Source organism: Streptomyces sp. VNUA24, from assembly GCF_029167005.1.
GTDB classification, from domain to species: Bacteria; Actinomycetota; Actinomycetes; order Streptomycetales; family Streptomycetaceae; genus Streptomyces; species Streptomyces scabiei.
The window spans coordinates 588,448-608,654 of sequence record NZ_CP119143.1 but is presented as its reverse complement, the minus strand read 5'-3'; the positions used below and the strand labels follow the sequence as shown (position 1 = coordinate 608,654).

Sequence of the window (20,207 nt, the reverse complement as noted above, 5' to 3'; positions counted from 1 at the left end):
CGTTTCGACGGGGGAGACGCCGACTGCGGGCGGACACCCGGCCCGTGACCGCCGGGTCACGGCAATCCCGCCGACCCGCGACGGCGGCCTACGCGCCGCGCCGACCCGCGACGGCGGCCTACGCGCCGCGCCGACCCGCGACGGCCGCCCACGCGCCGCGCCGACCCGTGACTGCCGGGCCATGGGGATCGGCCCCGGCCCGTCCCCGTGCCCGGGCGCTCCCCGGGAACCCACGGGCGGCGGGCCCGGACCCCGTGCCGGCCGGGCCGCGCCGCGTCGCCCCCGCCGGCCACCCGCACCACCGACTCCCCGCCCCCGAAGCCCTGGTGACGACGCCCCATGCAGACCACCACCGCGCAGGGGTGAGCCGATGACGACCGACCTCGTGCCCGTGCCGCCCGCGCAGAGTGCCGCGAAGACGGCTGTCCGGCAGCGCACGGCCGACCGTCTCGCCTTCCGGCTTCCCGTGCCGCCCGTCTCCGGCGTCGTACGGCCCCGGCTGCTGGCCGTGTCCCTGCTGCTCGCCGCCGCCGCGTTCCTGGCGTTCGCCGTGGAGACCTCCGTGGGGGACATCGACCTGCCGCTCGCCGATGTGCTGAAGGCCCTCGTCGGCGTGGGCGACCCCGGCACCGAACTGATCGTCCACGAACTGCGGCTGCCCCGCGCCCTGGCCGGGCTGCTCGTCGGGATCGCGTTCGGCATCTCCGGGGCCCTGCTGCAGACCGTGACGCTCAACCCGCTGGCCAGCCCCGACATGATCGGCATCACCCAGGGCGCCGGCGCGGTGGTCGTCGCTGGCATCGTCCTCGGCTGGGACGGCGGCCTCGGCACCCAGGCCCTGGGCCTGCTGGGCGCGTCGGCCGCCGGGCTGCTGGTGTACGTGCTGGCCTGGAAACGCGGCACCACCGGCTACCGCATCGTCCTCGTCGGCATCGGCGTCTCCTGGATCTGCACCAGCATCACCGACTACCTACTGGCCCGCGGCCAGCGCTTCCAGGCGCAGGCCGCCCTCGGCTGGCTCGTCGGCAACCTCAACGGCCGCACCTGGGACCAGATCGGCCCGCTCGCCCTCACCCTGGCCGTGCTCGTGCCCCCGGCCGTCCTGCTCGGCCGGCAGATCCGCGTCCTGCAACTCGGGGACGACGTCGCCAAGGGCCTCGGCACCCGGGTCCACCTCGTCCGGATGGCCGTCCTGCTCGTCTCGGTCGGGCTCGTCGCCTTCGGCACCGCGACCGCCGGACCCATCGCCTTCGTGGCCCTCGCCGCGCCCCAGGTCGCCCAGCGCCTGGCCGGCACCCCGTTCCCGCCACCCCTCGCGGCGGGGCTCAGCGGCGCCGTGATGGTGCTCGTGTCCGACCTCGCCGCCCGGAAGCTGATCCCCGACACCGAACTGCCGGTCGGGATCGTCACCGGGGTGCTCGGCGCCCCCGTCCTGCTGTGGCTGCTCATCCGCGCCAACCGCGCCGGTTCAGGAGGCTGAAGACGTGTCATCGAAGTACGAACCGGCTGCCGCGGAGCGCGACACCCGCCCGGTCGCTCCCGTCGACCGCGCGGACGCTCGTGCCGACGGCCCCGAACTGCGCGCCGAGGGCCTGCGCCTGGCCTACGACGACCGGATCGTCGTCGACGGCCTCGACCTGGTCGTCCCCACCGGCCGGGTCACGGCCATCGTCGGCGCCAACGCCTGCGGCAAGTCGACCCTGTTGCGCGCCCTGGCCCGGCTGCTCACGCCCAAGGCCGGTGCCGTCCACCTCGACGGCCGTGCGGTGCACACCATCCCGGCCCGGACCCTCGCCCAGAAACTCGGCATCCTCCCGCAGACGCCCGTCGCCCCCGAGGGACTGACGGTCGTCGACCTGGTCGGGCGGGGGCGTACACCGCACCAGACCTGGTGGCGGCAGTGGTCGCGGAGCGACGAGGAGGCCGTGCACGAGGCACTGCGGGCCACCGGGATGACCGATCTCGCGCACCGGCCCGTCGACGAACTCTCCGGCGGACAGCGCCAACGCGCCTGGATCGCCATGGCCGTCGCCCAGGGCACCCCCGTGATGCTGCTGGACGAGCCGACCACGTACCTCGACCTCGCCCACCAGATCGACGTCCTCGACCTGGTCACCGACCTCAACCGGCACCGGGGCCGCACCGTCGTCATGGTCCTGCACGACCTCAACCAGGCCTGCCGGTACGCCGACCACATCATCGCCATGAAGGGCGGACGCATCGTGGGCGAGGGCGCCCCCGCCGACGTCATCACCGCCGAGACCGTCCAGGACGTCTTCGGACTGCGCTGCGTCGTCGGCGAGGACCCGGTCAGCCGTACGCCCCTGGTCATCCCGATGGGCCGTCATCACGAGGGGGCCGACGTGGACGCGGCGCAGGCCGCGGTGTCCGTGTCGGGCCCCACCGGCTGACCGGCGGCCACCGGCCCCCCGGCGGCCCGCACGTCTGTTCCGTCACGGGCGGGGGGTCAGATAACCCCCCATCGTGCGGAAGTAGTCCGTCGCGGCGAGTTCCGTGCCGTCCTCCGTCCGCACCCGCTCGACCACCAGCCCCGGCAGCCGTCCCGAGCGGGCCTCGGCGCCCGCCACGATCACGACCCCGTCGCCCTCCCGGATGAAGATCCGCCCCGGCGTGCCGCCGTACCGTCCCTCGGAGACGGAGGCCGCGACGATCCGGATCCGCTCGCCCCGGTGGTGGGTGAAGGCGTTGGGGTACGGGTCCGACTGGGCCCGTACGAAGCGCTCTAGGTCCTCGGCGGGCCAGGTCCAGTCGATCCGGCTGTCCTCCAGGGACCGCTTGTGGAAGAAACTCGACCGGGAGCGGTCCTGCGGCGTCCACACGGCCCGGCCGGAGTCGATGAGTTCGAGGGAATCGGTGACCAGCGGCCCGATCAGGTCGACCGTGCGGTGGAACAGGTCCGTCGCCGTGTCCTTCGGCCCGACCGGCACCGCACGCTGCAACAGCACGTCACCCATGTCGAGTTCGCCGTCCATGCGGTGGGCGGTGACACCGACCTCCCGCTCGCCGTTGATGAGCGCCCAGATGAGCGGGGAGAAACCCGCGTACGCCGGGAGCAGCGAGTCATGGATGTTGAGGGTGCCGTGCGGCGGCAGGTCGAAGATCTCGGGCGGCAGCCAGGTGCGCCAGTTGTTGGCCACGATGAGGTCCGGGTCGGCCTCCTTGAGCGCGCGCAGCAGTTCCTCGTCGCCCGGCCGGTTGCGCAACAGCACCGGCACACCGTGCTGTTCGGCGAGGTCGGCGACCGAGTCGTTCCAGATCTTCTCGTACGCGTGATCGCTCTGGGGATGGGTGACGACGAGTACCACATCGTGTCCGGAATCCAGCAGCGCACGCAGCGTCCGGTGTCCCCACGTCTGGTATCCGAACATGGCGATCCGCATATGAGCCCTCCTCAACCGTTGCTAGGTAAGGCTTACCTTATCTAACATGTCCGTGCTGGGGGAGGCGGTGTTCCTGCCGGGGCGACTGTGTGGACCCCTTTTCTCGATGAAAGGCGATGACGCGGTGACGATGCTGCACACCGGGCCGGATTCCATCTACGACGTACTGGGGATCGGATTCGGACCGTCGAATCTCGCGCTCGCCATCGCGCTCCACGAGCACTCCGCACGGGCCGGCGCGGAGAACGGACTGCGGGTCGGATTCCTGGAGAGACAGCCCCGCTTCGGATGGCACCGCGGCATGCTCATCGACGACGCCACCATGCAAGTGTCCTTCCTCAAGGACCTGGTGACGATGCGTGACCCCACCAGCGACTTCAGCTTCCTGTGCTACCTGCGCGACCAGGGGCGGCTGGTGGACTTCCTCAACCTGAAGACCCTCTTCCCGCTGCGTATCGAGTTCCACGACTACTTCGCGTGGGCCGCCGCCCGCGTCTCCCACCTCGTCGAGTACTCCTCCGAGGTCGTCTCCGTACGCCCCGTCAGCCGGGACGGGGAGGTCCGCTACTTCGACGTCACCAGCCGTACCCCCGGCGACCCGGAGCGGTTCACCGTCCGTCGCGCCCGCAGCATCTGCGTGGCCGCCGGCCTGGAGCCGCACCTCCCGCCGGAGGCCGTCCTGTCCGACCGCGTCTGGCACACCAGCGAGTTGCTGCCCCGCGTCGAGGAGGCCCGGCGCACCGGCCGGCTGATACGCCGCGCCGTCGTCCTGGGCGCCGGGCAGAGCGCGGCGGAGGCCGTGGACTACCTCCACCGCAACTTCCCCGAGGCCGAGATCTGCTCCGTCTTCGCCAAGTACGGCTACACACCCGCCGACGACAGCCCCTTCGCCAACAAGATCTTCGACCCCGAGGCCGTCGACCTGTACTACGGCTCGCCCCGTGAGGTGAAGCAGTCGCTGTTCGACTACCACCGCAGCACCAACTACTCCGTCGTGGACATGGATCTGATCGAGTCGCTGTCCCGGACCATGTACCAGGAGAAGGTGCAGGGCCGGGAACGGCTGCGGATGATGAACGTCTCCCGGCTGCGCGAGGTGGAGGAGGGCACGGACGACGTCCGCGTGACCGTGGAGTTCCTGCCGACGGGGGAGCGCGAGACCCTCAGCGCGGACCTCCTCGTCCACGCCACCGGCTACCGGCCGCGCGGGGTCGGTGACAACCTCGGCGAGATCGGCAAACTCTGCCTGCGCGACGAGGAGGACGCCCTCCAGGTGGGCCGCGACCACCGCGTGGCCACCGCCCCCGACGTCAGCGCGGACATCTACCTCCAGGGCGGCACCGAGCACACCCACGGCCTCACCTCGACGCTGCTGTCCACCACCGCCGTCCGGGCCGGGGAGATCTGCGCCTCCCTCCTCGCCCGCCGCGCGGCGGACCTGGCGACGGCGGAGGCGTGAGCGGCGGCTTTGAGGGCGTGAGCGGCTGACGCTGGGGGCGTGAGCGACTGAAACCGGGGGCGCCGCGCGCCGCCTAACGGCGGCTCGCGCCCTCCTCGATCTCGCCCCGGCGCCGCACCCCCCTGGCCAGCGCCGCGCCCAGGAACCCGGTCACGAGTCCCCACAGCACGGCCAGGCCGAGCGCGCTCCACAGATGGGGCCGCAGGAACAGTTCCCCGCCCAGGTCGCCGCCGAGGTCACCTATGCCGATGACCGACAGCCCGTAGTGCGCGGAGATCCGGCCCACGAGGCAGATCATCAGAACGGTCGCGGCGAGAGCGGCCGCCATGTGCACGGCGTGCTGCCACAGCCGCACCCGGGCGGGGGAGCGGGCCGCCATCACGAACGCGGCCAGGACCAGCAGCACCGCGTTCACGGCGGGCAGCCACCACACCCGCCCGTCGTACTCGGCGAGCGAGCCCAGGTTCAGGGTGGACACGTCGGGCCCGCGCACCACCTCGTCCAGGATCTTCGGCATCGGCAGTCCGAAGGGCCCCTCGACCTGGCTGTCCCAGGTGGCGCCCAGGCCGATGGTGAAGGCGGGCCACACGACGTTCGGCAGGCCCAGCAGGACCAGCGCGGCCGTCTGGGCGGCATGCCCGCGGGTCAGCGCCACCACGGCCGCGATCACCAGCCCGATGCCCAGGCACGCCAGCAGCAGACCCACCATCGCGTACGCGGCCGGGCGCACCGACTCCTGGAACCGCAGCAGCCGCGCGGGAAGCGGCGCCCCGCGCGAGACCAGCAGCGCCAGGACGAGCACCCCGGCGAGCCACACCAGCCCGAGGAACAGGGTCGGCGCCACGGCCGTCTCGAACCCCACGTCGGCGGAGGTGCCGAGGAAGTCGCCCACGTCGCCGAGCGGGACGTCGAAGGTCTGCCGGGCGTAGAGCGCCAGGCCCAGCAGCGCCGCCAGCCACAGGACGGCGATCCGGGCGGCCCAGCCGGCGAGTTCGGCCGCCCCCGCCACCGCCCGATGACGCAGGGGCCGCAGAAACCCGGCGGCGACCACCAGCGCGCCCACGACGGTCACCGACAGCGGCATCACGGTCAGGCCCGCCCGGGTCTCGGCGAAGAACCCCGCGCCGCCGGACAGCTCGATCGTGCCGCCGACCGCCGTGACGACGGTGGCCGCGACGACCCGGGGGAACGCGCCGTCCGGGAGGTCCGCCGCGCCGGCCGCCCACAGGCCGAGAGAGGCCACCACGATCATGGCGACCAGTCCGGCCAGCACGGTGGCGAGGGCCTGGAGCCAGCCGTGGCGGGCGACCGCACGCTCGGGTGCGGCGGTCTGCCGGGGCGACAGGGTCCGAGGGCTCACTCTTGCCACGCTAAGCACGACGGTGACACTCCGCGCGCCGGGGCGCACGGCTCGTTCGGCTTGCGGGTGGCGCCGGACCAGAGCACACAATGGCCCTGTTACGGAGAAAAGAGCGACAAAGCGGCTAAACATGTGCATCAACCGCTCTTGACCGTCATCGCCCCCATGTGTCGCCGCGCATTCCCCGAGCCGGGAGAAGACCCGTGAGTTCCGAACAGCCGTCCTCCGGCCGCCCTACAGGACCCCCCTCCGGCCCCCTGTCCGGGCCGCAGCAGCCCGGCCCCACGCCGCCCGACCCCACGCGGCCGAACGCACCGGTGCCACCGGGCGACACGTCCGGGCCCGGCGGCACCGGCGGCACCGGCGGTCCGGGCGGCAGCGGCGGCTCCGGGGGCGGGCCCGGCGGTCCGAGCGGCGCGGGGGGCCCGGGAAGCCCCGGACACCCGTGGTGGCGGTCCGCTCCGCGGATCGCCCTCATGGTCACCGCCGCCGTGGTCGCGGCGGTCCTGATCGTCGTCCTCACCCGCTCCGACGACTCCGGCGGCTCGGCCGACGGCGAGGTCTTCCTCCAGGCCGCCGGCAAGGCGGGCCCCGACCCGTTCACCGAGTCCACGGCCACGGACAGCTCCACCGTCCCCGAGACCCCCACGGCCACCCCGAGCAGTGCGGAAAACGCCAACGTGACGCGCGCCGTGGACGGTTCGTCCCCCGGCCTCTACGGCGGCACCCGCAACGTCGCCAGCTGCGACGTGGAGAAACAGATCAAGGTGCTCGGCGCGAACCCCGCCAAGAACGACGCGTTCGCCTCCGTCGCCGGCGTGGACCCCTCCGGCGTACCCGCCTACCTGCGCTCACTCACCCCCGTACAGCTGCGCATGGACACCCGCGTGACCAACCACGGCTACCGCGACGGCGCCGCCACCAGCTACCAGGCCGTCCTGCAGTCCGGCACCGCCGTCCTCGTCGACGACCGGGGCATCCCCCGGGTCCGCTGCGCCTGCGGCAACCCGCTGAAGCCCCCGGTCGCGCTGAAGACCACGCCGGAGCCCAAGGGCGACTCCTGGCCGTCGTACCGGCCGCAGAACGTCGTGGTCATCGAGCGCTCGACCGTGGTCGTCGACGTCTTCGTCCTCTACGACCCCGAGCACGACGACTGGTTCACCCGCCACGCCGGCGACACGGGCGGGAAGGACAGGAAGACCACCCCGCCGGTCAACCAGCCCTCCCCCTCGGTGTCGACGTCGTTCTCCGAGGAACCGCCCTCGAAGTCGCCCAAGCCGTGCCCCTCGTCCCCGGGCGGCGCCACGAAGACCCCGAAGGGCGGGGCCGACGGCAGCTCCAGCCCCTGCCCCTCCTCGTCCTCGGTGACCACTCCGTCCACCTCGCCCCCGTCGTCGCCGGAGACACCGACCACCGGGCCCACGACACCGCCGAAGAGCCCCGAGTCGGCCGACGCGCCGGGCGACACCACGACCTCCGGGTCGGCGTCCCTCGACGGTGTCCCGGACCCGGCCGACCCGGACTCCTGACCCGCCCGCGCGGCCGTACGGGGCCCCGCCGCCTCACTCGTCGATCGCCGACCCGAACAGGGCGCCCGTGGCGGGCGCCCCGAGGGAGGCGGCGCCGTACGTCCACGACCCGGCCGCCGTGACGCCGCCCGGGCCCGCCGAGAGCACCCAGATGTGACCGTCGCCGGCGTTCTCGCCCGGCGCGGCGGCCAGCAGACCGAAGCGGCCGTCGCCGTTCGGGTCGGTCAGCCGGACCTGGGCGCCCCACTTGTCGCCCTTCTCCGCGGCGCCCGGCACGTCCGTGGAGTTCTGGTCCCAGGACCGGGCGCCGGCCGCGGTCAGCCCGGCGGCGGAGCCGCGCAGCACCCACACGGCGCCGGCGTCCCTCACCGTGCCGATGTCCTCGCCCGCGGCCCCGATCGCCACGTCCGCGTACCCGTCCCCGTCGGTGTCCGCGACCGACAGGTCCGAGCCCCAGCCGTCCCCGGCCTCGGCGACACCGGGCACGCCGTCGGAGTCCTGCACCCACCAGTCCGGGTCCGCCGCCGGGCCGTCCGGGCCGCCCAGGCGCACGCCGACCACCCCGCCCGTCCGGGTCTCGCCCGGCTGGTCGTCCGGCGAGTTCGGCTCGCCGGTCACCAGGTCGTCGTACCCGTCGTTGTTGATGTCCCCGGACGCCGCGACCGGACCGCCGCGCAGATCCCGCTCGTACGTCAGCCCGTCCGCGTTGCCCGACAGATACGCGGACCACCCGTGCCCGGGCTCGTCCCCCAGGCTCAGCCCCGACACGACGAGGTCGGCGAAGCCGTTCTTGTCGTAGTCACCGGTGGTCATGGACATGGGCCGGATGTCGCGGGCCTCGGCCTTGGCGCCGAAGCTCCGGGTCGACTCCCGGCGCATCGAGCTGCGCGCCTCGGCGTCGTACGCGAACAGCTCCACGCCGTACGGGTCGAGGACGGCGAGGAGGTCGCCGTCCGTCTCGGCGGTGAAGCGGCCCGCGGCAAGACCGGTGCCGAACTGCTCGCCCGCGGCGGGCTCCTCGGTCTCCAGCCAGTCGCTCGCGGCACCCTTCAGCCCGGCCTTGGAGCCCCACAGCACGGTCACACCGCCCGCGTCCTTCAGCGTGCCGATGTCCTCGCCGGGGATGCCCACCACGGCGTCGTCGTACCCGTCGCCGTCCAGGTCGCCCGTGGCGACCGCCCGGCCGAACCCGTCGCCCGTCTCGGCCGCGCCCGCGACCCCCGACGTCGACTGGCTGAAACGGGCGGCGTTGCTCGTTCCGATGCCCTTGGACGAGCCGTACTGCACGGTCACCAGCCCCGCGCCCTTCTTGCCGCTCACGGTGGCACCGGGCGCGCCGACCAGGACGTCCTCGTAACCGTCGCCGTTGAAGTCGCTGTTGCGGTCACCGGCCCGGGTGCTGCCGGGCGCGCCGGCGTAGGCGGAGGGAGCGGCGGCCATCGCCGCGCCCGAGACGAGAAGAAAGGTGGCAGCGGCGAGCGCTGCCGAACGGTTCTTGCGCATGTTCGGCTCCTGGTAGTAAGAACGGCCGGGCAGCGCGGGGGTGTCCGGAAAGGGCCCGTTCCTCGTCCGGCGCCCTGTTCGACACCTCGTGGTGAGGAAGGGTTGTACGGGACGACACGGCCGGTTCAGGAAGCCCGCCCTCCGGGCAGGGCCCCGGCACCCGCCGCGGAGAAGGGCGTTCGCGCGGCGGAATCGGTGTGACCGGCGGAAATGGGGTGGCGCGGCGGCACCGGGACCGTCGATGCTCCTCCGTATGAGTGACCATGGCGCGACCCGGCCCGACGAACAGCCCCTGCCCGAGCGGAAACCCGGCTGGGGTGACCGGTTCGTCGGCCCCGAAGCAGACCCGCGCGGCGACGGAGGCTTCGAGGGGGAGCGGGCCACGCTGGTCGGATACCTGCGCAACCAGCGGCTCACCCTGGAGCTGAAGTGCGCGGACCTGGACGCCGAGGCCCTGGCCCGCCGTTCGGTGCCGCCGTCCAACCTGTCCCTGCTCGGCCTCGTGCGCCACCTGGCGGGCGTCGAACAGTACTGGTTCCGCGAGGTCCTGGCGGGGGAGCCCCCGTCGCCGCGCCACTACCGCGCCGGGGACGACCCCGACGGGGACTTCAACGACGCCGTCGCCGACCCGGACGCCGTGGCCGACGCCTGGCGGACCTGGCGCGGCGAGGTCGCCTTCGCCGAGCGCTTCGTGGCGGCGGCCCCCGACCTCGCCGTCACCGGGCGCCACGACGACGAGCCCATCGCCCTGCGCGAAGTCCTGGTGCACCTGATCGAGGAGTACGCCCGTCACAACGGCCACGCCGACCTCCTGCGCGAACGCATCGACGGCCGCATCGGCGAGTGAACCCCCGAGCCCGGCGAGTGACAGCCCCGATCCGTCCTCCGGCGATTCCCCTGAGGGCGGAACGCCGCCCCCTTCCCCTCCCGCCCGGAGTTCCTAGGCTGGAGAGGTGAGCCGACACGTCCCGAACGAAGCCCGAGTCATCCCGCTGCGCCCGGCGACGGCGAGCCCGGCGGCGGCCCACCCGGCCCACCCGGTCCGTCCGGTCGGTCCGGTCGGTCCGGCGGGTCCACCCGCTCCAGCTGCCAGGGAGCCCCTGTGGCGCGACCTCGTCGGTGACGTGCTGCGCCGCGAACGGCTGGCCCAGGAACGGACCTTGAAGGACGTCGCCGACGAGGCCCGCATCTCGATGCCGTACCTCTCCGAGGTGGAACGGGGCCGCAAGGAAGCCTCCTCGGAGGTCCTCGCGGCGGCCGCCCAGGCCCTCGGCCTCGGCCTCGGGGACCTGCTGTCGCTGGCCCAGACCGAGCTGACCCGCCGGCACACCGCCCGCAGGACACCCGCGGCCCCCTACGACGGCCTGTGCCTCGTGGCCTGAGCTGCGCGTCCGCGCCCCTGGCCGGGGCGCGGACGCCGAGTCCCACCGGCCGGAGAAGGGCGCTTGGGGGCGCCCCTCAGACCCCCACCAGCCGCCTGTTCAACACCTCGTCCGCCAGCCCGTAGGCCACCGCCTCCTGAGCCGTGAACACCTTGTCCCGGTCCATGTCGGCCCGCAGCTCCGCGGTCGTGCGGCCCGTGTGCCGCGCGAGCACCTCCTCGACCTGGGACCGGATCCGCACCATCTCCTTGGCCTGCAGGGCGAGATCGGAGACGGTGCCCTGACGGCCCCCGCTGGCGGGCTGCCCCAGCAGCACCCGCGCGTGCTCCAGCACGAACCGCCGCCCGGCGTCCCCGCCCGCCAGCAGCACCGCCGCGGTGGAGGCCGCCTGCCCGACGCAGAACGTCGAGACCGGCGCGCGCACGTAGGACATCGTGTCGTAGATCGCCATCAGTGAAGTGAACGATCCGCCGGGCGAGTTGATGTAGATCGCGATCTCGCTCTCCGGCGCCGAGGACTCCAGATGGAGCAGCTGCGCGATGACGACGTTGGCCACTCCGTCGTCGATCTCGGTGCCGAGGAAGATGATCCGCTCGGACAGCAGCCGGCTGAACACGTCGTACGACCGCTCGCCCTGCGCGGTCCGCTCGACCACGTTCGGAATCGTGTACGTCCCCATCACTGCAGCCCCATCCGTCGGCGCGACGAGGCCGGCCGTACGTCGTCGAGCGTCTCGACGACCCGGTCGACCATTCCGTACTCCCTGGCCTGTTCGGCCGTGAACCAGCGATCGCGGTCTCCGTCCCGGGAGATCGTCTCCACGGTCTGGCCGGTGTGCTCGGCGGTGATCCGCTCGATGGCCCGCTTGGTGAACTCCAGGTTCTCCGCCTGGATCTCGATGTCGGCGGTGGTTCCGCCGATGCCCGCCGACGGCTGGTGCATCATGATCCGCGCGTTGGGCAGCGCGTACCGCTTGCCGCGGGCGCCCACGCTCAGCAGGAACTGGCCCATGCTCGCCGCGAAGCCCATCGCCAGCGTCGAGACGTCGTTCGGGATCAGCCGCATGGTGTCGTGGATGGCGAGGCCCGCGGTGACGGAACCACCGGGGCTGTTGATGCAGAGGCTGATGTCGGTGCGCGGGTCCTCCGCCGACAGCAGCAGCAACTGGGCGCAGACGCGGTGGGCGGAGACCTCGTCGACCTGGGTGCCCAGGAAGACGATCCGCTGGGCGAGGAGCTGCGCCGCGAGATGGTCGTCGAAGCGTGACGCGGGGGTGTCGCCCTCCTCGGCACGCGGGGCGTACGCGGGGGCCCGGCCGGTGGTCGATGGAGCCACTTCTTCCTCCCTCGGGTGGACGCGACCGCGGTGGCCGCTGACGCCACTCTCCCCACGAGACGCCTCTCACCTGCGCTTTCTCTGCCCACGGCAGATTCGCCGACAGCAGAGCGTGATCCCTCACCGTGATCTTTCACCGTGATCCCTCACCGTGATCCCCTCATCGGGTGACCCGGCCACCGATGAGTTTCGGCGGCGGGTCCGGTCGATACAGAGACGACACACCCCCGCCCCTAGGAGGAGCTCATGTCCGGCGACGGATTCACCATCTGCCTGTGGTTCGACGGCCAGGCCGAGGAGGCGGCCGCCCACTACGTCTCGGTCTTCAAGGACTCCCGGCTCGGCCGGGTCACCCACTACGGAGAGGGTGCGCACCAGCCGGCCGGCACGGTGCTCACCGTCGACTTCGAGGCCAACGGCCAGCGGTTCGTCGCCCTCAACGGCGGCCCGCAGTTCACGTTCACCGAGGCCGTCTCCTTCCAGATCTTCTGCGCCGACCAGGACGAGATCGACTACTACTGGAACAGCCTCACCGAAGGGGGCGAGCCCGGCCCCTGCGGCTGGCTCAAGGACAGGTTCGGTGTGTCCTGGCAGGTCGTGCCCACCGCCCTCATCGAGATGATCAGCGACCCGGACGCGCAGAAGGCGGCCCGCGCGACGGCGGCGATGATGTCGATGGGCAAGCTGGACCTCGCCGCGCTGGAGAAGGCGTACGCGGGCGCGTAGCGGTCCGCACATCCTTCTCCTGGTGGGCGGCCCTCCCGACAGGGCCTCCCACCAGGCGGTTACCGGCATTTCGGTGATTCTTTACCCGGGCCGGGTAGCGGGAGCAAAGGACGCCGGTGAGGCTTGCGCGAGCGCCATCCGTTACCCGGAGGAACTTTGAACGTCACCCTGACCACCTGGCTGTTCACCATCGTCGCCCTCTGCGTACTGGTGGGGGTCGACTTCTTCATCGGCCGCAGACCCCACGATGTGTCGATCAAGGAGGCCGGGATCTGGTCGGCCGTCTGGGTCGCCCTGGCCATCGGCTTCGGCCTGGTCGTGCTGGCCGTCGGCGGGGGCAAGCCCGCGGGGGAGTTCTTCGCGGGCTTCATCACCGAGAAGTCCCTGAGCGTCGACAACCTCTTCGTCTTCGTCCTGATCATGGCGAAGTTCGCGGTGCCCTCGCAGTACCAGCAGCGGGTGCTGATGGTCGGTGTGCTGATGGCGCTTGTGCTCCGCGCGATCTTCATCGCGGCCGGCGCGGCGATCATCTCCACCTTCTCCTGGGTCTTCTACCTCTTCGGCGCGTTCCTGATCTACACCGCCTGGAAGCTGGTGGAGGACGCCCGCAAGGGCGGCCACGAGGAGGAGTACGAGGAGAACAAGCTCCTGAAGGCGGTGGAGAGGCGTTTCGGGGTGGCCGACCGCTACCACGGCACCAAGCTGTGGATCGAGGAGAACGGCAAGCGCGTCATGACGCCGATGCTGGTCGTGATGCTCGCGATCGGCTCCACCGACGTCCTCTTCGCCCTCGACTCCATCCCCGCGATCTACGGCCTCACCCAGGACCCGTACATCGTGTTCACCGCCAACGCCTTCGCCCTGATGGGCCTGCGCCAGCTGTACTTCCTCATCGGCGGCCTGCTGAAGAAGCTCGTCCACCTCTCCTACGGCCTGTCGATCATCCTCGGCTTCATCGGCGTCAAGCTGGTGCTGCACGCCCTGCACGAGTCCGGCGTCCACGTCCCGGAGATCTCCATCCCGTTCTCCCTGGGCTTCATCGTCCTCGTCCTCGCCGTCACCACCGCCACCAGCCTCTGGGCCTCCCGGCGACAGCACAACGCCGTCTGACGGAAGGGCGTGACCGCGGCCGCCGCGGTCACGCCTGCGGTGGGTCAGCGAGGGTCGTCGGTGGTTTCCGTCGGCGGCGGCCGGGTGGCCGCCAGGCTGGTGAGGAGCGTGAGCCGGTCCTCGGAGGCGGTGCCCGATTCGACGGCGCAGAGCGTCAGGTCGCACACCGCACGGTCGGACAGGGGCAACTGCCGACGCGGCCGCAACTGCAGCCGTCCGCAAGGGGGTTGTGGCTATACCCCCTATAAACGCAACCTCCCTCCGGCGCGACGAATCCTGTTCGGTGGGATCGACCGCTTGAACGAGAACCACCCTGGAGCCGCACAGTTGACGGATGGCGTCCGCCCCGGAGCGGGCGCGCGCGTACGGGCGACCCCCTCCGCCCCACTCCCCGGACGCCGGCCGCCCCACGAGCCGTTGTGACGCCCCGAGCGTCACCGCCGGCGACGGCCTCTCCTCCCACCTGCCGCAGACGCGGCCGATCCCCCACCCAGCGAGCGAAGGCGTACCCATGTCCACTGAACCAGTGTCTGCCCTGCCACCCCCCGCCGCACCGGACGCGTCCCCCGCGGATCCCACGCGGCGCACCTTCATCGCCACCACCGGCGCGGTCGGTGGCGTCGCCGTCGTGGGCGGCGTGATCGGGGGACCCCTCCCCGTCGCCGCGGAGGAGGAGCCCGCCGCCGCGCCACCGGCCGGCCGTGTGTCCCTGACGGTCAACGGCACCCGGAGGACGGTGACGGTGGACAACCGCACCTCGCTGCTGGACCTGTTGCGCGAGCACCTGGACCTGACCGGTTCCAAGAAGGGCTGCAACGCCGGCGCCTGCGGCGCCTGCACCGTCCTGGTCGACGGCCGCCGGGTCAACGCCTGCCTGACCCTCGCCGTCCGCCTGGAGGGCGCCGAGGTCACCACGATCGAGGGCCTGGCCGACGGCGACGAACTGCACCCGCTGCAGCAGGCGTTCATCGACGAGGACGCCTTCCAGTGCGGTTACTGCACCCCCGGCCAGATCATGTCCGGTGTCGGCTGCATCGAGGAGGGGCACACCGGTTCACCGGCGGAGATCCGGGAGTGGATGAGCGGCAACATCTGCCGTTGCGGCTGTTACGTGAAAATCGTGCGCGCGGTCGGCAAGACCGCCGGCCGGAAGTAGAGGTGCGGCCGTCATGTTCCCCTTCTCCTACACCCGGGTCTCCGACACACGGGCGGCGCTCGACGCCGGCCGCCGCGGTGGGCGCTTCATCGCCGGTGGCACCACGCTGGTCGACCTGATGCGTGAGACCGTCGAGCGTCCCGGGAAGCTCGTGGACATCTCCGGTCTGCCGTGGGACGAGGTCACCGTCACCGAACGCGGGGGTTTGCGGATCGGCGCGCTGGTGACCATGTCCGAGGCCGCCGCCCACCCCAAGGTGCGCACCCTGTACCCCGTCGTGGCCGAGGCGTTGGAACTGAGCGCGTCGGCCCAGCTGCGGAACATGGCCACCATCGGCGGGAACATCATGCAGCGCACCCGCTGCACCTACTTCCGTGACGTGACCGCCGCGTGCAACAAGCGTGAGCCCGGCTCGGGTTGCGCCGCGCTGAAGGGACACAACCGCACCCACGCGATCCTCGGCACCTCCGACGCCTGCGTGGCCACCCACCCCTCCGACGTCGCGGTGGCCTTCGCCGCCCTGGAGGCGACCGTGCACCTGCTCAGCCCGGACGGGAGGCGCCGGGTCCCCTTCGCCGACTTCCTGCTGCGTCCCGGCAGCACCCCCAACCGTGAACAGGCCCTCCGTAAGGGTGAGTTGATCACGGCCGTCGAGATCCCCGCCCTGCCGCGCCCCCTGAGGTCGGGCTACCTGAAGGTCCGCGACCGGCAGTCGTACGAGTTCGCCCTGACCTCGGCGGCCGTCGCGCTGCACGTGCGCGGCGGGGTGATCCGCGAGGCCCGGGTCGCGGCCGGGGGAGTGGGCACCGTCCCCTGGAAACTGCCCGCCGTGGAACGGCACCTGGTCGGCGAGCGCCCTTCCGCGGCGCTGTGGGCGGCCGCCGCGGACAAGGCGGCCGACGGGGCTCGTCCCCTGCGGTACAACCGGTTCAAGCCCGAGTTGCTGAAACGGACCGTCGAGCGTCAGCTGCGCGTCGTGGGAGGTACGAAGTGAGTCCCCAGCCCCGGGCCGCCGTCGGCGCCCCGCTGTCCCGCGTGGACGGACGACTCAAGGTCACCGGACAGGCCCTGTACGCCGCCGAGCACGACGTCCAGGGTGTGCTGCACGCCGTCATCGTCGACAGCGGCGTCGGCGCGGGCCGTATCACGTCCGTCGACACCCGCGCCGCCGAAGCCCACCCCGGGGTCCTGCGGGTGATCCACCACGGCAACGCGCCGAAGCTGCCGTACCTCGACAATCCCGGATCCAACAACCCCGAGGGCCGCCGCCTGCGGGTGTTCCAGGACGACAAGGTCCTCTTCCACGGCCAGCCGGTCGCCGTCGTCGTCGCCACGACCCTGGAGGCCGCGCAGCACGGCGCGAGTCTGGTGAAGGTCGGTTACGACGCGCGGAAGCCCTCGACGGACATGGCGAAGGCCGAGCCGGACCCGCCGACCCGGTACGCGCGCGGTGACGCCGCCGCCGGTCTGCGTGACGCGGCGGTCCGCATGGACCTCGACTACCGCATGGCGCGCAACCACCAGAACCCGATGGAACCGCACGCCACGATCGCCCGCTGGAAGGGCGACGAGCTGACGGTGTGGGACAAGACCCAGTGGGTGGTGGGCACCCAGACCGAACTCTCCACGGTGTTCGACCTGCCCCTGAAGTCGGTGCGGGTCATCTCGCCGTTCGTCGGGGGCGGCTTCGGCAGCGGCCTGCGCTGCTGGCCGCACACCGTGGTCGCGGCTCTCGCCGCCCGCGAACTGAAACGGCCCGTGAAGGTCGTCCTGAGCCGCCGCCAGATGTACTTCGGCACCGGCTTCCGGCCCTCCTACGACTACCGGTTGCGCCTCGGCAGCGACCGGCGGGGCCGGCTGGCGGCCATGGTGCACGAGATGGACGCGGAGACCTCGTCGTACGAGAAGTTCGAAGAGGCCATCATGCTCGCGGGCCAGATGTTCTACAGCACCCCCCACGTCAGCCAGGCGTACCGCAAGGTGCCGCTGGACGTGAACACCCCGCTGTGGATGCGCGGTCCGGGCTTCGCGAACGCGTCCTTCGCCATCGAGTCGGCCATGGACGAACTTGCGAACAAGCTCGGTGTCGACCCGATCGAACTGCGGCTGCGCAACGAGCCGGCCGAGGACGAGTCCAACGGGCTGCCCTGGTCCACCCGCAAACTGCGTGAGTGCTACACCGTGGGAGCGCGGGAGTTCGGCTGGGACCGGCGCAGGCCGAAGCCGCGCTCGACGCGGGACGGCGACTGGCTGGTCGGGCTCGGCATGGCCGCGGCCGTGTACGACCCCGGGCGTTTCCCCGCGCAGGCCCGGGTGCGCCTGGCCGCCGACGGCACCGCGGTGGCCGAGGCGGCCTCCAGTGACATGGGTCCGGGCACCTACACCTCCCAGACCCAGGTCGCCGCGGACGCCCTCGGGCTGAGCATGCGCGCGGTGACCTTCCGGCTCGGCGACTCCCTCTACCCGCCCACCCCGCCGCACGGCGGCTCGATGACCATGACCGTCGTCGGCTCCGCCGTCCTCGACGCCTGCGACAAGGTCCGCCGCCGGGCGATCGAGCTGGCCGTCGAGGACGAGGAGTCGCCGCTGTACGGCGTCCGGGCCGAGGACATCGTCGTACGCGGCGGCCGGCTGCACGTGCCGGACGACCCTGCCCGTGGCGAGACGTACCAGCGGCTGCTGACCCGCAACAAGCTCACCCACCTCGAAGCCGACGGCGCGTACGCCGGGGCGCCGGAGCCCGCACGCCACGCGTACTTCTCCTACGGCGCGGTCTTCACCGAGGTCGGCGTGGACGCCACGCTCGGCCTGGTCCGGGTGCGGCGGATGCTCGGGGTGTACGACGTCGGCCGTGTCGTCAGCCCCAAGCTGGCGGACAGCCAGGCGCTGGGCGGCATGGTGGGCGGCATCGGGCAGGCCCTGCTGGAGCACACGGTCACCGACCACCGCGACGGAAGAATCGTCAACGCGAGCCTCGCCGACTACCTCGTCCCGGTCAACGCGGACATCTCCGACCTGAGGGCCATCTACTTGGAGAGCGAGGATCCGCAGGCCAACCCGCTCGGTGTGAAGGGGATCGGAGAGATCGTCCAGGTCGGCGTGGCGGCGGCCGTCGCCAACGCGGTCTTCAACGCCACCGGCCGCCGTGTCCGCGAACTGCCCATCACCGCGGAGGCGTTGATCTGAGCCGGGGTGCCCCGGGCCGCGGAGGAGAAGCCCGGTGCCCGGGGCATCCCCGCCCGTCCGGCGACCCGTACCCCGCCCGGTCGCCGGACCCCCCGGGTCGCCGCCGCGTGCTCGCTCCCCGTCGCGCGCGGCGGCGATCCTTCCCCCATCCCCACGGAGACAGGCCCATGTTCAACATCGCGGACACTCTGCACCGCTGGTGCCGTGCGGCACGCCCCTTCGCCCTGGCCACCGTCGTCGACGTCCACGGCAGCGCACCCCTGCCGATCGGTACGTCGGTCGCGGTGGACCTGGACGGCAACGCGATCGGCAGCATCTCCGGCGGCTGCGTCGAGGGTGCCGTGTACGAGCTGTGCCGCCAGGTCCTCGCGGACGGAGCGGGGCCCCAGCGCGCCTGGTTCGGCTACTCCGACGACGACGCCTTCGCCGTCGGACTGACCTGCGGCGGCGAACTCGACGTCCTCGTCCAACGGGTCGACCCCGCGACACAGCCCGACCTCGCGGCCGCCTTCGAGGAGATCCGCCGGGGCAGGCCCACGGCCCTGGCCCAGGTCGTCGACGGCCCCGAGCGGCTCCTCGGCCGTACGGTGTGCGTGTTCGGCGACGGCTCCGCCGCGCACGGAACGCCGGACGGCGGCGAGACGGACCGGGCGATGACGGCACAGGCCGCCGCCCTGCTGCGCGCGGGACGCACCGCCCGCGTCCGGATCGGCGGCGACACGGACACCTGCCCCGACGCCCTGTCCGTCCTCGTCCACGTCCATGCCACCCGGCCCCGGATGCTGGTCTTCGGCGCCGTCGACTTCGCCGCCGCCCTCAGCCGGGCCGGGCGCGCCCTCGGCTACCGGGTCACCGTGTGCGACGCGCGCCCGGTCTTCGCCACCGCGGCCCGGTTCCCAGAGGCGGACGAGGTGGTGGCCGACTGGCCCCACCGGTACCTGGAAGGCACCGAGGTCGACGCCCGCACCGCCGTCTGTGTCCTCACCCATGACGCCAAGTTCGACATCCCCCTGCTGCGGCTGGCGCTCGCTCTGCCCGTCGGCTACGTGGGCGCGATGGGATCCCGGCGCACCCATGACGCGCGGCTCCTCCGGCTGCGCGAGGCCGGAGTGCCCGAAGCCCGGCTGGCCCGGCTGCGCTCACCGATCGGGCTGGACCTCGGCGCCCGCACGCCCGAGGAGACGGCCGTCTCGATCACCGCGGAGATCATCGCGCACGCCAACCGCGCCACCGGACTGCCGCTGACCCAGGGCACGGGACCGATCCACGGCTCCCCCGTCCGGCGCCGGGCCGGAGGCGGCACCACCGGCGCGGAGAGGCCCCTGCACGCACATCCGGTCGGCTGAGGTCTCCGGGGAACTCACCGCGTCGCCGGCGTGGGACGCACGACGATCACGCGCGCGCCCACCGCGAGGCAGGGAGAGCCGGGTCCGGCGGTTCAGCGCATGCCGGCCGAGTCGAGCAGGGTCGTGACGGTGGGTGCGACCAGCCCGGTCAGATCGTCGGCCTGAATGCCCGCGCGGGCGCTGGCGCCGTCGAAGACCAGGCTGAGCTGCCGGGCCAGCAGTGCGGGATCGCCGGCGCCGCCCCGCTCGGCCTCGCCGTGGAAGAACGCGGTCAGGTCCGCCTTGATCCGATGGGCCACGCGGCTCGCGGGATGGCTCTGGTCCTTGAGTTCGATCTGCACGGCCAGATACCGGCACCCCCGGAACTCGGGCGCTCCCGCCTGCGCTTCCACCTGCTCGAAGACGTGCAGGATCCGCTCACGGGGGGAACGGCCGTCGTCCGCCGCGGGCAGGAGCGTCGTCACATAGGCGGAGGCGCGCTCCTTGAGGCTTGCCGCCAGGAGTTCGTCCTTGCTCTCGAACAGCTGGTACATGGAGCGTTTCGACACGCCCGCCGCCTTGCACAGCGCCTCCACGCCGATGCCGACACCGTCGCGGTAGGTGAGCGTGGCCGCCGCCTCCAGCAGACGCTTCCTCGGGCTCGGTTTCACTTCGGTGGTCATGCCACGAGGTTAACCCGAAGCGGACCCAAGGGAAACCGATCGGTTTCCCGGT

At 72.4% G+C, this 20,207-nt stretch carries 19 protein-coding genes; 12 read left to right on the top strand and 7 right to left on the bottom strand.

What is annotated here, in order from left to right:
- The first annotated feature begins 370 nt into the window (after positions 1 to 370).
- Both PYR72_RS02485 and PYR72_RS02480 read left to right on the top strand, forming a co-directional pair.
- Entirely contained in the window at positions 371 to 1,480 is a 1,110-nt protein-coding gene (locus PYR72_RS02485) for an iron ABC transporter permease (RefSeq protein ID WP_275453630.1), read from the top strand.
- A 97-nt stretch (positions 1,481 to 1,577) separates the two neighbouring features.
- The gene (locus tag PYR72_RS02480) at positions 1,578 to 2,411 is read left to right on the top strand and encodes an ABC transporter ATP-binding protein (protein WP_275460317.1); all 834 of its coding nucleotides are present in this window, start codon (positions 1,578 to 1,580) and stop codon (positions 2,409 to 2,411) included.
- 42 nt (positions 2,412 to 2,453) lie between these two features.
- Here the strand turns inward: PYR72_RS02480 and PYR72_RS02475 are convergent, their stop codons facing one another.
- Positions 2,454 to 3,401: a methionyl-tRNA formyltransferase gene (locus tag PYR72_RS02475; RefSeq protein ID WP_275453629.1), complete on the bottom strand. Its 948-nt coding sequence runs from the start codon at positions 3,399 to 3,401 to the stop codon at positions 2,454 to 2,456.
- A 106-nt stretch (positions 3,402 to 3,507) separates the two neighbouring features.
- On the opposite strand from PYR72_RS02475, the gene PYR72_RS02470 reads away from it, so the two are divergent.
- Positions 3,508 to 4,860 carry a SidA/IucD/PvdA family monooxygenase gene (locus PYR72_RS02470; RefSeq protein WP_275453628.1) on the top strand — a complete coding sequence of 451 codons (1,353 nt, stop codon included), beginning with the start codon at positions 3,508 to 3,510 and terminating at the stop codon, positions 4,858 to 4,860.
- Positions 4,861 to 4,933: 73 nt separating this feature from the next.
- Here the strand turns inward: PYR72_RS02470 and PYR72_RS02465 are convergent, their stop codons facing one another.
- Complete coding sequence (locus PYR72_RS02465) at positions 4,934 to 6,220, bottom strand: streptophobe family protein (protein ID WP_275453627.1); 1,287 nt, start codon at positions 6,218 to 6,220, stop codon at positions 4,934 to 4,936.
- 203 nt (positions 6,221 to 6,423) lie between these two features.
- Between PYR72_RS02465 and PYR72_RS02460 the strand changes: the two genes are divergently transcribed.
- A complete protein-coding gene (locus PYR72_RS02460; RefSeq protein ID WP_275453626.1) occupies positions 6,424 to 7,749 on the top strand; it encodes a DUF6777 domain-containing protein in 1,326 nt (441 codons plus the stop codon).
- A gap of 33 nt (positions 7,750 to 7,782) precedes the next feature.
- Here PYR72_RS02460 and PYR72_RS02455 read toward each other — a convergent pair whose 3' ends face one another.
- Positions 7,783 to 9,252, bottom strand: a complete 1,470-nt coding sequence (locus PYR72_RS02455; protein WP_275453625.1) for an FG-GAP-like repeat-containing protein — start codon at positions 9,250 to 9,252, stop codon at positions 7,783 to 7,785.
- Between the two features lie 253 nt (positions 9,253 to 9,505).
- On the opposite strand from PYR72_RS02455, the gene PYR72_RS02450 reads away from it, so the two are divergent.
- Together PYR72_RS02450 and PYR72_RS02445 are read left to right on the top strand one after the other, a co-directional pair.
- Positions 9,506 to 10,099 carry a DinB family protein gene (locus tag PYR72_RS02450; RefSeq protein ID WP_275453624.1) on the top strand — a complete coding sequence of 198 codons (594 nt, stop codon included), beginning with the start codon at positions 9,506 to 9,508 and terminating at the stop codon, positions 10,097 to 10,099.
- Between the two features lie 106 nt (positions 10,100 to 10,205).
- Positions 10,206 to 10,634: a helix-turn-helix transcriptional regulator gene (locus tag PYR72_RS02445; RefSeq protein ID WP_275453623.1), complete on the top strand. Its 429-nt coding sequence runs from the start codon at positions 10,206 to 10,208 to the stop codon at positions 10,632 to 10,634.
- A gap of 76 nt (positions 10,635 to 10,710) precedes the next feature.
- Here PYR72_RS02445 and PYR72_RS02440 read toward each other — a convergent pair whose 3' ends face one another.
- Together PYR72_RS02440 and PYR72_RS02435 are read right to left on the bottom strand one after the other, a co-directional pair.
- Positions 10,711 to 11,313, bottom strand: coding sequence for an ATP-dependent Clp protease proteolytic subunit (locus PYR72_RS02440; RefSeq protein WP_275453622.1), 603 nt, complete (start codon positions 11,311 to 11,313; stop codon positions 10,711 to 10,713).
- A complete protein-coding gene (locus PYR72_RS02435; RefSeq protein WP_275453621.1) occupies positions 11,313 to 11,969 on the bottom strand; it encodes an ATP-dependent Clp protease proteolytic subunit in 657 nt (218 codons plus the stop codon). The genes PYR72_RS02440 and PYR72_RS02435 overlap by 1 nt, the downstream gene beginning before the upstream one ends.
- Positions 11,970 to 12,215: 246 nt before the next feature.
- Here PYR72_RS02435 and PYR72_RS02430 point away from each other — a divergent pair, with 246 nt between their 5' ends.
- Together PYR72_RS02430 and PYR72_RS02425 are read left to right on the top strand one after the other, a co-directional pair.
- Positions 12,216 to 12,695: a VOC family protein gene (locus PYR72_RS02430; protein ID WP_275453620.1), complete on the top strand. Its 480-nt coding sequence runs from the start codon at positions 12,216 to 12,218 to the stop codon at positions 12,693 to 12,695.
- A 156-nt stretch (positions 12,696 to 12,851) separates the two neighbouring features.
- Complete coding sequence (locus PYR72_RS02425; protein ID WP_275453619.1) at positions 12,852 to 13,805, top strand: TerC family protein; 954 nt, start codon at positions 12,852 to 12,854, stop codon at positions 13,803 to 13,805.
- Between the two features lie 44 nt (positions 13,806 to 13,849).
- Here PYR72_RS02425 and PYR72_RS02420 read toward each other — a convergent pair whose 3' ends face one another.
- Positions 13,850 to 13,993 (bottom strand): hypothetical protein, encoded by a 144-nt coding sequence (locus PYR72_RS02420; RefSeq protein WP_275453618.1) that lies wholly within the window; start codon positions 13,991 to 13,993, stop codon positions 13,850 to 13,852.
- Between the two features lie 323 nt (positions 13,994 to 14,316).
- Between PYR72_RS02420 and PYR72_RS02415 the strand changes: the two genes are divergently transcribed.
- The 4 genes from PYR72_RS02415 (at position 14,317) to PYR72_RS02400 (ending at position 19,493) form a co-directional block, all read left to right on the top strand.
- On the top strand, positions 14,317 to 14,961 hold the full coding sequence (locus PYR72_RS02415) for a (2Fe-2S)-binding protein (RefSeq protein WP_275453617.1): 645 nt from the start codon (positions 14,317 to 14,319) through the stop codon (positions 14,959 to 14,961).
- Positions 14,962 to 14,974: 13 nt separating this feature from the next.
- A complete protein-coding gene (locus PYR72_RS02410; protein WP_275453616.1) occupies positions 14,975 to 15,955 on the top strand; it encodes a xanthine dehydrogenase family protein subunit M in 981 nt (326 codons plus the stop codon).
- Positions 15,952 to 18,147, top strand: coding sequence for a xanthine dehydrogenase family protein molybdopterin-binding subunit (locus tag PYR72_RS02405; protein WP_275453615.1), 2,196 nt, complete (start codon positions 15,952 to 15,954; stop codon positions 18,145 to 18,147). Before PYR72_RS02410 ends, PYR72_RS02405 begins: the two co-directional genes overlap by 4 nt.
- 167 nt (positions 18,148 to 18,314) lie before the next feature.
- Positions 18,315 to 19,493 (top strand): XdhC/CoxI family protein, encoded by a 1,179-nt coding sequence (locus PYR72_RS02400; RefSeq protein ID WP_275453614.1) that lies wholly within the window; start codon positions 18,315 to 18,317, stop codon positions 19,491 to 19,493.
- Between the two features lie 92 nt (positions 19,494 to 19,585).
- Here the strand turns inward: PYR72_RS02400 and PYR72_RS02395 are convergent, their stop codons facing one another.
- The gene (locus PYR72_RS02395) at positions 19,586 to 20,155 is read right to left on the bottom strand and encodes a TetR/AcrR family transcriptional regulator (protein WP_275453613.1); all 570 of its coding nucleotides are present in this window, start codon (positions 20,153 to 20,155) and stop codon (positions 19,586 to 19,588) included.
- Between the last annotated feature and the right edge of the window lie 52 nt (positions 20,156 to 20,207).